7 protein-coding genes, 4 tRNA genes and 1 pseudogene are annotated in these 12,027 nt (G+C 35.6%); 10 read left to right on the forward strand and 2 right to left on the reverse strand.

Going from position 1 to position 12,027, the window contains the following annotated elements; all coding sequences use genetic code 11:
- Genes A9G31_RS09485 through A9G31_RS09495 form a run of 3 tightly spaced genes read left to right on the forward strand, consistent with a single transcriptional unit; the run spans nucleotide 1 to nucleotide 4,245 of the window.
- The gene (locus A9G31_RS09485; protein WP_081299400.1) at nucleotides 1-1,512 is read left to right on the forward strand and encodes a PTS galactitol transporter subunit IIC; all 1,512 of its coding nucleotides are present in this window, start codon (nucleotides 1-3) and stop codon (nucleotides 1,510-1,512) included.
- Nucleotides 1,479-3,548, forward strand: coding sequence for a BglG family transcription antiterminator (locus tag A9G31_RS09490; RefSeq protein WP_065561430.1), 2,070 nt, complete (start codon nucleotides 1,479-1,481; stop codon nucleotides 3,546-3,548). Before A9G31_RS09485 ends, A9G31_RS09490 begins: the two co-directional genes overlap by 34 nt.
- 28 nt (nucleotides 3,549-3,576) lie before the next feature.
- Nucleotides 3,577-4,245: a class II aldolase/adducin family protein gene (locus A9G31_RS09495; RefSeq protein ID WP_065561431.1), complete on the forward strand. Its 669-nt coding sequence runs from the start codon at nucleotides 3,577-3,579 to the stop codon at nucleotides 4,243-4,245.
- A 167-nt stretch (nucleotides 4,246-4,412) separates the two neighbouring features.
- Here A9G31_RS09495 and dhaL read toward each other — a convergent pair whose 3' ends face one another.
- Entirely contained in the window at nucleotides 4,413-5,042 is a 630-nt protein-coding gene (gene dhaL, locus A9G31_RS09500; protein ID WP_065561432.1) for a dihydroxyacetone kinase subunit DhaL, read from the reverse strand.
- Between the two features lies 1 nt (nucleotide 5,043).
- Nucleotides 5,044-6,046: pseudogene (locus tag A9G31_RS09505) on the reverse strand (dihydroxyacetone kinase subunit DhaK).
- Between the two features lie 287 nt (nucleotides 6,047-6,333).
- Between A9G31_RS09505 and tcdA the strand changes: the two are divergent.
- The 7 genes from tcdA to tuf form a co-directional block, all read left to right on the forward strand.
- Nucleotides 6,334-7,128 (forward strand): tRNA cyclic N6-threonylcarbamoyladenosine(37) synthase TcdA, encoded by a 795-nt coding sequence (gene tcdA / locus A9G31_RS09510; protein WP_065561433.1) that lies wholly within the window; start codon nucleotides 6,334-6,336, stop codon nucleotides 7,126-7,128.
- A gap of 292 nt (nucleotides 7,129-7,420) precedes the next feature.
- Nucleotides 7,421-10,117 carry a bifunctional acetaldehyde-CoA/alcohol dehydrogenase gene (gene adhE, locus A9G31_RS09515; protein WP_065561434.1) on the forward strand — a complete coding sequence of 899 codons (2,697 nt, stop codon included), beginning with the start codon at nucleotides 7,421-7,423 and terminating at the stop codon, nucleotides 10,115-10,117.
- A gap of 153 nt (nucleotides 10,118-10,270) precedes the next feature.
- A tRNA-Thr gene (locus A9G31_RS09520) sits at nucleotides 10,271-10,346 on the forward strand.
- Between the two features lie 33 nt (nucleotides 10,347-10,379).
- Nucleotides 10,380-10,464, forward strand: a tRNA-Tyr gene (locus A9G31_RS09525).
- A 55-nt stretch (nucleotides 10,465-10,519) separates the two neighbouring features.
- Nucleotides 10,520-10,594 (forward strand) — tRNA-Gly (locus A9G31_RS09530).
- Between the two features lie 3 nt (nucleotides 10,595-10,597).
- Nucleotides 10,598-10,673: transfer RNA gene (locus A9G31_RS09535), tRNA-Thr, on the forward strand.
- Nucleotides 10,674-10,856: 183 nt separating this feature from the next.
- On the forward strand, nucleotides 10,857-12,027 hold a 1,171-nt coding region (gene tuf, locus A9G31_RS09540; protein ID WP_065561435.1), incomplete at its 3' end, for an elongation factor Tu.

The raw sequence follows: 12,027 nt of genomic DNA on the forward strand, positions 1-12,027 counted from the left end.
ATGGAGTTTCTAGGAACAATTATAAATTATATTTTGAACTTGGGCGCACCGGTTTTTGTACCATTTATTATGCTAATTGCTGGTTTAATTGTGCGTATGAAATTTAGAGATGGGGCTTCCGCTGCTATTACTTTAGGTGTTGCTTTTGTCGGTATGAGTATGTTGATTGGATTTATGGTTGGCGCTATTGGTTCAGCAGCGCAGACCATGATGGAACGAACAGGTATTGAACTTAGCATTGTTGATGGCGGCTGGACTACTATGGCAAATGTATCTTGGGCATGGCCGTATGCTTTTCTTATGTTTCCTTTGCAAGTAGGAGTCAATATTTTAATGCTAGTCTTAAAAAAGACCGATACTTTTAACGCTGACTTATGGAATGTGTGGGGGAAAATTTTTACAGCTTTTATTGTTGTTGCTGTAACTACTCCAATTTTAGGTTCTGTTATGGCTTTAGCTGTTGCTTTTATTATTGCTACTTTGCAGATCATACTAGAACTTAATTCTGGTGATATTAATCAACATCGAATCGAAAAATTAACAGGTATTCCTGGTGTAACTTGTACTCATAGAATGTTGTTTTTCAGTGCAATTTATTATCCTTTTGATCTATTGCTACGCAAAATACCTATTTTAAATAAACCGATGGATGCAGCAACATTACGCTCAAAGATTGGCGTATTTGCTGAAAATCATGTTATTGGATTTTTATTAGGAGTGACTTTTGGGATTATTGCTGGTTATGATGTTGCAGCAATTTTAATGCTTGGGGTACAAGCTGCTACTGCTCTTATGTTATTTCCAATGATCTCTAAGTTATTTATGCAAGCACTATCGCCGATTTCTGAGGCAATTAGTGATTATATGAATAAACGTTTTGCTGGTCGTAAATTATTTGTTGGTTTGGATTGGCCATTTATGGGTGGTTCAAGCGAGATTTGGTTTACAGTAATAGTTGCTATTCCTTTTACCTTAATTTGGGCTGTTATTTTACCTGGTAACAAAATTCTGCCTTTTGCTAGTATTATTAATGTTGCTCTTATTGTTCCTGCTTATATCCTAACTAAAGGAAACACATTGAGGATGGTAATTTTGGCCATTATTGGAGTGCCATTCTTTTTATTTGTTGGAACTCAATTTGCACCGATTATTACCGATTTGGGATTAGCTACTAAAGCTATTGACATTCCATCTAATCAGTTAATTTCAAATAGTTCTATCGATGCACCTGTTTTTACCTATGCTTTTTCATTTATTTGGCAATGTTTGCAAGGCTATTTTGTACCATTGATTTTTACTGTTTATTGGTGTGTGGGTTATTTCTTTTATGCACGTGAACTACGCAAAGAAGTCATACAAGATGTAGTAGAAAAAATAATAAATAAAAGAAAGTTAAAGTATTCGTTGAACATAATTTGCAGTAAATCTGATGGTAATGTTAATTACCATCAGACAACGAACAATAAGGTAATTGTTATATGGTTGTCGATAAGCGGATTCATGCTGTATTAAAAGCATTAATTCATAATCCAAACATTAGTGGAGTTGAACTTCAATCTGAATTTGGGCTAACCCGTAAACAGCTTAGTTACACCGTTAAGAAAATTAATGATCTCCTTGAATCATCTAATCTTGGGTTAATTAGACGATTTAAGACTGGTAAATTTAGTGTTCCAAAATTAGTGATCGAAACATTTAGGGATGAACCTGTATCTCTTGCTATTGGACGTTATATTTATTCAGAAGATGAACGTATTCATTTGCTTCTGTTTTTCTTGTTAATTAGAACAGAAAGGTTGTCATTAATACATCTTTCTTCGTCTCTTACTGTCAGCCAAAATACAGTTATAAATGATATTAAAAAAGTACAAGCAATGATTGTTCAATATCATTTACAAATCAACTATGACCGTGAGAATGGATATTGTATCATCGGTGATGAAATCGACAAACGTTATTTGTTACTAAAATTAATTCGTAGAATTATCAGTATGCCAATAGCTGATAAAATTTTTAGAGAAAATGAGATTATTACCCAAGGGCACTTAGAACAAGTAGGACAGGTTTTTAGTGAAATAGAAAGAAAATTGAAAATTGTTTTTACTGATGAGCAGTTACAAGAGTTGACTTATTTTATTTGTTTTATACTACAGCGAATAGAAACAGATAAAAAAATTAAACGTTTACCTGAAAATTATGCTGAAGCTGCCAATAGTCGTGATTTTCAATTATTGAAAAAGCTGATCGAAAAATTCGGTATTACAGATCTTAATGAACAAATTTTTTTAATGGTATTAGTTCAAAGTTCCAATATACAAACAATATCTGATAAATATTTTCATTTAGATGCAGTATTGTTAGAAAGTGTCGTTGAAGTTATTAATAATTTTGAACAGATCAGTTGTATAGCTTTCCAAGATAAAAGTGAACTGATTGAACGTATATATCAGCATTGGAAACCAGCTTATTATCGTATTCGTTATCACATTACCAATATTAATAGTGTATATAGCATCGTATTACAAGAGTTTGGTCATTTACATGAAATGGTTAGAAAAGCGATTTCCCCTTTTGAAAAAATTTTACATTGTAATATGCCAGATGAAGAAGTTGCTTTTATTACTGTATTATTTGGTGGTTGGTTAACTCGAGAAGGTTTGATCAATCAAATTAAAACTAAAACTAAAAAGATAGCTATTTTTGTTTGTGAAAATAGTGCAACTGTTTCAACTTATCTTTATTTGACTTTACAAGTTTTGCTCCCCGAATTACATTTTTCTGATGCCATGTCTAAACGTGAATTTGAAAAATATAATCACTATTACGATATTGTTTTTTCTACCTCATATTTATCTACCGATAAATTGTTATTTATTGTCAATCCTTTACTTAATAATTCCCATAAAAATGCCTTTCGAAATCAAGTGATAGGTGCTTTACAAGGTATTGATCCGAGCATAATTCAAGTAGAAGAACTTATGTTAATTATTGAAAAATACACCAATATCAAAGATCAAAAAGCCTTACAAAAGGAATTAACTGCATATCTTTATAACGATGAAGTGAATGATAACCCGGTACGAATAGCACAACAGGAAGTTCCCTTATTAGCCGATTTAATGCAAAAAGAACATATCAATATTACAGAAAAGGTTGATATAACATGGCAAGAGGCATTGGCATTAGCTGCTCAACCACTATTAAATAACCAATCCATAGAAAGTTATTATCTTGAAAGAATGGTTAACAAAATTCAATACGAACAACCTTATATTATGTTGGTTAATGGCTTAATTATTGCTCATGCTGGTATTGATGATGGTGTGAATAAAGTTTCTATGTCTCTACTTAAATTATCTGAAAAAATTAATATTTGTGGTTATATGAAGGCTTATTTAATTGTTGTTTTAGCAACGAATAATCCACAAAAACATCTTAAAGCACTTGCCCAATTAAATGAATTATTAGAATTAAATGACGGCGCAACTCGCATACGAAATGCCAAAAATAGCAATGAAATCTGGGAATTGTTTGCCAATTATCAATGAAATATTTTGTCAAAATAGGAGTTATAAAATGTTAGAAACACAAAAACAATATGTGGTCGATATGGCTAAAAAATCGAGTGAGTGGGGATTGTGTAAACATAAAGCCGGTAATTCTAGTGTTCGTGATAAAGAAACAGGGTATGTATTTGTTACGCCAACAACAATTGATAAAAAGTTGTTAACAATTCGGGATATTGTTGTGATGGATCTTGATGCAAATGTTATTGAAGCTGATTCTGGATTGAGACCAACGAGTGAATGTTTAATGCATCTTGAGATTTATAAAGCTCGCCCAGATATTTTTGCTATTTCGCATACTCATTCTATTTTTGCAACTTCATTTGCTGTATTAGCTAGACCTATTCCCGCTGTTGTTTATGAATGTACAATTATTAATTTAAAAGATGGAGTTATTCCTGTTGCACCCTATGGAAGACCAGGAACTCCAGAACTTTCAAATAGCGTTATAGGACCGATAAAAAGAGCTGATGCGATTCTGATGGAAAAACATGGTGCTATTGCTGTAGATAAAGACCCTTATGAAGCTGTATTAAAAGCCGCTTATATTGAAGAAATGGCTGAAATTTACTATCACTCTCTGCTTATTAATGGTGGCAAAGATCCCGGAGGATTCTCTTCAGATGAGTTACAAAGCTGGGCGTATCCTTCGCAAATTAAGTTTAAAAATAATTTTTAGTCTATTAATTTTAATGTGTTAATTGAAAAATAGTGAGTAAACGAAAGGTTTTTATTTTAAATGTGCTAGATGTTGTTTAAGTTATTAGACATTTTTAATATTATTTGTAACTTTATTTTATCTATATCTTTATAATAAATCCGCCGATATCATCGGCGGATCTTTTTTTATTGGGTTTGAATATATTCATTCATGAATTTCAAAATATATGCCATTGAAACCGAACCAGGATCCATATGACCAATTGCTCGTTCACCTAAACTTTTAGCTCGACCAAATACAGCGATCATTTGTTTCGTTTTTTCTGCGCCTTCCATAGCCGATTGTGCTATTTTAGGTAGCGCATCCATTAACTTCGAAGATGTTAATTGACTTGCCGTTGTTGCACTAGCGGCTAAGGCATCAACCATAGTCTTATCCCCTGGTTTAGCGTTGCCACGTTGATAGACCGCCTGCCAACCTTCATTAAGTAGTTTTGATAGTGCACTTGAATCAAATTCTGTGATTCCAGTAATACTTTTTCCTCCTGCTCTAAATAAAGTACCAAAAATTGCCCCTGAAGCACCGCCCATACTTGTCATTAATTTTGTGCCAATTTGAATAAAAAAATCACCTATGTTAGTTGGTTGAAATTTTTCATCTTGTAGTAACACAATGATCGCAGCGAATCCCCGTTTCATACCAATGCCGTGGTCACCATCTCCCACAATTTGATCTAAAGATGTTAATGTTGGTTCGCTTTCAACCATTTTTTCGGCAGTGAATAACATCATTTTGCGAACTTGTGATAAATTCATTTTATTTTCTCCATCCTAGTGTTTTGCAAGGTAAATCATAAAGATGTTGTAGTTCTTGATCTAACTTTATTAAGGTAATTGAAAAGCCGGACATTTCAAGTGATGTACAAAAATGACCAACAACAACATCGTGGCTGATTATGCCTCGAGTATCAAGTTCAATACCTACTTTACGTGTTATGATGAGAAGCTCGGTGTTACTAAGTGCGCCCAAATTGTTAATTAGTACACACACAGTCGCCGTTTTTGAAAGGCAAATCATCACAAAGGCGATTTATCATATCCTTGACAACCTCATCAGATGATGTTGTTTCTTGCCGGCGTAACCCAGCTTCACCATGGATGCCGATACCAATTTCAATTTCGTTATCTTTTAATTCAAAATTGAATTTATTTGACTGAGGTAATGCGCATCCATCTAATGCTACCCCTATAGTACGAACGTTGTTGTTGGCTTTTGATACTACTTGATAAAGGCTTTCAAGATCGTATTTTTCAAATTGTGCCGCAGCACCAGCAATTTTGTACAAAAACATAATACCCGCAACACCTCGACGATCAGAAATTTTTGATAGTGGTGCTGAAGCAATATCATCAGTAGCGCGAATTGTTTTAGTAATAATATTATTTTCAGCTAGTATTTCAGCTGAAATATCAAAATTCATTCCGTCTCCAGAATAGTTGCCATATAAAAATAGTACACCTTTCCCTTTTTCTATAGTTTTGGTTACTTCAATGATTTGATCTGGTGATGGTGATGTGAAAACCTCACCAAGAGCACAGCCATCAATACCACCATTACCAATGAATCCAGCAAAGGTTGGTTCATGTCCACTGCCACCGCCCGAGACAATGACAACTTGATCGTTGGCAATATGATTGCCATAAACGGCGCAATAATCTGAAATTGCAGTTAATTTTCCCTGATAGGCATAAATCAACCCCTGCATAACTTCTTGCCTTACATTATTTGGATTATTAAGTAGCTTTTTGGGTTTTCGCATTCATTTTTCCTCTTAAGTAATCATAGTTAACAATGTTTATTGTAGAAAAAACTAATAATTCAAACGAATACAATTAATGACAAATAATATCCTACTGATTGCTCATCATCGGGATGATGTAGTTCATTTTTATGATGAGTTATTAATTTGGTTTTTTATTCATGAAAGGTATAATATCTCTAATACTTATTGATAAATTCTTTATACAAAGAATATTACAGTTATAATTTGTAAAAAAGTTTCAGGAGAGAAAGTGTTTTAGTATAAAACACTATTATTAATTATTGATGAATAAAGAATCTTATTTTCAACGTTTCAGCGGTATAGCTAGGCTTTATGGTGAGTCAGCTTTGCAATGTTTTTCGCAAGCGCATATTTGTGTAATTGGTATTGGTGGTGTAGGTTCTTGGGTTGCTGAATCGCTAGTGCGTAGCGGTATAGGTCAAATTACCCTAATTGATATGGATGATGTTTGTGTAACAAATACAAATCGCCAAATTCATGCTTTAAAATCCAATATTGGCAAACCTAAAACCTCGGTTATGGCTGAACGTATTTTACAAATTAATCCTGAATGTATCGTAAATGAAATTGATGATTTTATTAATGCGGATAATGTTGGCGAATATTTAGGAACAAAGCAATCTCCCCATTATAACTATATTATTGAAGCAATTGATAGTGTATACGATAAAGCGGCTGTACTTGCATATTGTAAGCGACAAAAATTGAAAGTGATTACCATTGGTGGAGCTGGTGGGCAAAAAGATCCAACCCAAATTAAAATTTCAGATTTAGCCAAGACAATTCAAGATCCATTGGTAGCGAAGTTACGAGAGAAACTAAAGCATAATTATAAATTAAATAAAGATAGTAAAGGTAAATACGGCATTCCTTGTGTATTTTCGACTGAGCAATTAACATACCCTTCTAAAAATGGAAAAGTGTGTTTAACAAAAAGCGAAGCAGATGGACCAAAAAAAATGGACTGTGAGTCAGGGTTTGGTGCAATTACAACAGTTACAGCTACTTTTGGTTTTGTGGCGGTTAGTTATGTGCTAAATAAATTGTGTAACATATAATTTTTAAAACTAGCCTTTTTTCTTCCATAGCAAATTCTATTAATGATAACCACTTTTTGAGTAGAAGTGATTGCCTTTGTTTTATATCTATTTCTTTTTTACTGATTAAATGCATAAAAAAATCAGTTGCTTTTAGTAACATGCTTTTTTTTATTCAATATATTATTGTATAAAGTAAAAATCTGATTTACGATAACGTCAATTTCGTTTTGTCATTATGCTTAAGCATTAAATAGTTTCAAGGAAGACGCCAAGCGATCCAGATTTATTTTTTAATTTCAAGGAGAAATCTATGGCAGTAACTAACATGAATGAGTTAAATGAGTTAATGGCTCGAGTCAAAAAAGCACAGGAAACTTATTCAACTTATACTCAAGAACAAGTAGACAAAATCTTTGTAGCCGCTGCGACAGCCGCCGCTGCTGCACGTATTCCACTTGCGCAACAAGCTGTTGCAGAGTCAGGAATGGGAATTGTCGAAGATAAGGTTATAAAAAACCTTTTCGCCGCTGAGTATATTTTAAATAAATATCGTCACGATAAGACTTGTGGAGTCGTTGCTGAAAATGAACCATTCGGTACTATTACTATAGCAGAGCCACTTGGTATTATTTGTGGAATTGTTCCAACAACTAACCCAACTTCAACAGCGATTTTTAAATCATTAATTAGTTTAAAAACTCGCAATGCAATTGTCTTCTCTCCACACCCTCGTGCCAAAAAATCAACCATTGAAGCTGCTCGAATTGTTTTAGATGCCGCAATTAAAGCAGGTGCACCAAAAGATATTATTGGTTGGATTGACGAGCCATCTATCGAATTATCAAATGCATTAATGCACCACGATGATGTGTCTGCTATTTTAGCAACCGGTGGACCAGGTATGGTAAAAGCAGCTTATAGTTCAGGTAAACCTGCGTTAGGCGTTGGAGCAGGTAATACACCAGTTGTTATAGATGAAACAGCTGATTTGAAACGTGCTGTTGCCTCAGTACTTATGTCTAAGACATTTGATAACGGGATGATCTGTGCATCAGAACAAGCAATTATTGTTGTTGATTCTGTCTATGATGAAGTACGTCGTTTATTATCTCAATATGGTGCATATGTCTTAAATGCTAAAGAAACTAAAGCAATACAAGGTATTATTTTAAATGACAAAGGCGCCTTAAATGCCAATATTGTTGGTCAGCCAGCAACTAAAATTGCTGAAATGGCCGGTCTTAAAGTTCCAGCTGGTTCGAAAGTACTTGTTGGCGAAGTAAGTAAAGTTGATTTATCTGAACCGTTTGCCCACGAAAAACTTTCTCCAACGCTTGCTATGTTCAAGGCTAAAGATTTCTCTGAAGCTGTTGATAAAGCAGAAAAATTGGTTGAAATGGGTGGGATGGGGCACACTTCGGTCCTTTATACTGATCAAGATAGCAATCGTGAACGTATTGCTTATTTTGGTAGTAAAATGAAAACTTGCCGTATTTTAATAAATCAACCGGCGGCTCATGGTGGTATTGGTGATTTGTATAATTTTGATTTAGCGCCATCTTTAACATTAGGATGTGGTTCTTGGGGTGGTAACTCGGTATCTGAAAATGTTGGACCGAAGCACTTAATCAATAAGAAAACAATCGCTAAGAGAGCAGAAAATATGTTATGGCACAAACTACCAAGTTCTATCTATTTTAAACGTGGCTCATTACCAGTAGCTTTAAGTGAAGTGGTTGAGCAAGGTGCAAAACGTGTATTTTTGGTAACAGATAAATTCCTATTTAATAACGGTTACTCAAAACAAATCACCGATCAATTAGAAGCACAAGGTGTTATTTGTGAAACTTTCTTTGATGTTGAAGCAGATCCAACATTAAGTGTCGTGCGTAAGGGTACTGATTCAATGCAAGCATTCCAACCGGATACAATTATTGCGTTGGGTGGTGGTTCACCAATGGATGCTGCTAAAATCATGTGGGTTTTATATGAGCACCCAGAAACTAAATTCGAAGAACTAGCATTACGTTTTATGGATATTCGTAAACGTGCTTGCCACTTCCCAAATATGGGGCAAAAAGCAAAATTAATTTGTGTAACAACCACATCAGGTACAGGCTCTGAAGTAACTCCATTTGCCGTTGTTACTGATGATGCAACAGGTCAAAAATATCCATTAGCGGATTATGCTATTACGCCTAATATGGCAATAGTTGATGCAAACTTAGTGATGAATATGCCTCGCTCACTTTGTGCGGCTGGAGGATATGATGCCGTAACGCATGCTTTAGAAGCTTATGTATCAGTTATGGCAAGTGAGTTTTCTGATGGGCAAGCGTTACAAGCGCTAAGCATACTTAAAGCTTATTTACCTGCAAGTTATAGAGAAGGGGCTAAAAATCCTATTGCTCGAGAAAAAGTGCATAGTGCTGCAACGTTAGCTGGTGTTGCTTTTGCTCAAGCATTCCTTGGTGTTTGTCACTCAATAGCTCATAAAATTGGTGCAGCCTTCCATATTCCTCATGGTGTTGCTAATGCGATGTTAATTAGTAATGTTGTGCGCTTTAATGCAACCGACAAACCGACTAAACAAGGTACATTTAGCCAATATGGTTATCCTAAAGCAGTTAGCCGTTATGCCGAAATTGCTGATCATTTAGGTCTAACCGCCACTACGGATAATGATGAGAAGAAAGTCGAGAAATTAATTGGTTGGTTAGATCAACTTAGAAAAGATCTTGATATTCCATTTTCTATTAAAGAATTTGGTGTGGATGAAAAGACCTTCTTGGCTCAAGTTGATCAGCTTGCAGTTGATGCTTTTGATGATCAATGTACTGGTGCAAATCCACGTTATCCTCTAATTGCGGAGCTAAAACAGATCCTTCTTGATACTTATTATGGTCGTGCATATCAAGATAAGGGTGATGTTAGCGAAGATGTAGCTGTACATACAGCAGCTAAAGGTGCAGGAACAACCAAAAAGAAAGTAGTTAAAAAGAAATAACATTAAGTTTATTTTGAACTGAATAAAACCCTGAAATAAGCATATATTTCAGGGTTTTTTTATGTTTTTGATTTATTTTTAAGCAAACAAAATAAAATTTGTTTTTTTTGCTTGCAAGGTTAAATGTTCTAGTTCATAATGCGCAGCACTTAGGCCGGCTTAGCTCAGTAGGTAGAGCAACTGACTTGTAATCAGTAGGTCGCCAGTTCGATTCCGGCAGCCGGCACCATTTTCCTAAGTAGACAAATTTATAAAGATTCGGGGTGGGGTTCCCGAGCGGCCAAAGGGAGCAGACTGTAAATCTGCCGTGTCACACTTCGAAGGTTCGAATCCTTCCCCCACCACCATCATCTAATGTTAGCAATAGCTAATTGAAGCATTTAGGTAGCCGAGTTTGAACATGCGGGCATCGTATAATGGCTATTACCTCAGCCTTCCAAGCTGATGATGCGGGTTCGATTCCCGCTGCCCGCTCCAATTGCTGATATAGCTCAGTTGGTAGAGCGCACCCTTGGTAAGGGTGAGGTCGGCAGTTCAAATCTGCCTATCAGCACCATTCTTGTTAATCTCCTAAACTTCTAAAAATATCAAATTTGCCTGCTTTAGAGCTTGTCACTCGGTAACTTTATCTGTTATCATTCAGAGCTAATTTTAAGTTAGTATTATGTTGATATTAAATATGATACTTGGTTAATGTGGTGATTCACCACCGATTTGTATTACATTTGAGGGACGATAAATGTCTAAAGAAAAATTTGAACGTACAAAACCCCACGTTAACGTTGGTACAATCGGCCACGTTGACCACGGTAAAACAACTTTAACAGCTGCAATTACTGCTGTACTTGCTAAAAAATACGGCGGTCAAGCTCGTGCATTCGATCAAATCGATAACGCACCAGAAGAAAAAGCACGTGGTATCACCATCAACACTTCACACGTTGAATATGATACACCAACTCGTCACTATGCACACGTAGACTGTCCAGGCCATGCTGACTATGTTAAAAACATGATCACTGGTGCGGCACAAATGGACGGTGCTATCTTAGTAGTAGCAGCGACAGATGGTCCTATGCCACAAACTCGTGAACACATCCTTTTAGGTCGTCAAGTAGGTGTTCCTTACATCATCGTATTCTTAAATAAATGTGATATGGTTGATGACGAAGAGTTATTAGAATTAGTTGAAATGGAAGTACGTGAACTTCTATCTCAATATGATTTCCCTGGTGATGATACACCAGTAATTCGTGGTTCTGCGCTTAAAGCGTTAGAAGGCGATGCAGCATGGGAAGACAAAATTGTTGAATTAGCAGAAGCATTAGATAGCTACATTCCAGAACCAGAGCGTGATATCGACAAACCATTCCTATTACCAATTGAAGACGTATTCTCAATTTCAGGACGTGGTACAGTAGTAACTGGTCGTGTTGAACGCGGTGTAATCAAAGTTGGTGAAGAAGTTGAAATTGTTGGTATCAAACCAACTGCTAAAACAACTTGTACTGGTGTTGAAATGTTCCGTAAATTACTTGACGAAGGCCGTGCAGGTGAAAACGTTGGTGTATTACTACGAGGTACAAAACGTGAAGAAATCGAACGTGGTCAAGTACTTGCAAAACCAGGTTCAATCACACCACATACTGATTTCGAATCAGAAGTGTATATCTTAAGCAAAGATGAAGGTGGTCGTCACACTCCATTCTTCAAAGGTTACCGTCCACAGTTCTACTTCCGTACAACTGACGTAACTGGTACTATCGAATTACCAGAAGGCGTAGAAATGGTAATGCCTGGTGATAACATCAAAATGACAGTATCATTAATTCACCCAATCGCAATGGCAGACGGCTTACGTTTTGCGATTCGTGAAGGTGGTCGTACTGTTGGTGCAGGTGTTGTTGCTA

It is taken from the genome of Gilliamella sp. Gris1-4, assembly GCF_001690335.1.
GTDB lineage: Bacteria > Pseudomonadota > Gammaproteobacteria > Enterobacterales > Orbaceae > Gilliamella > Gilliamella apicola_P.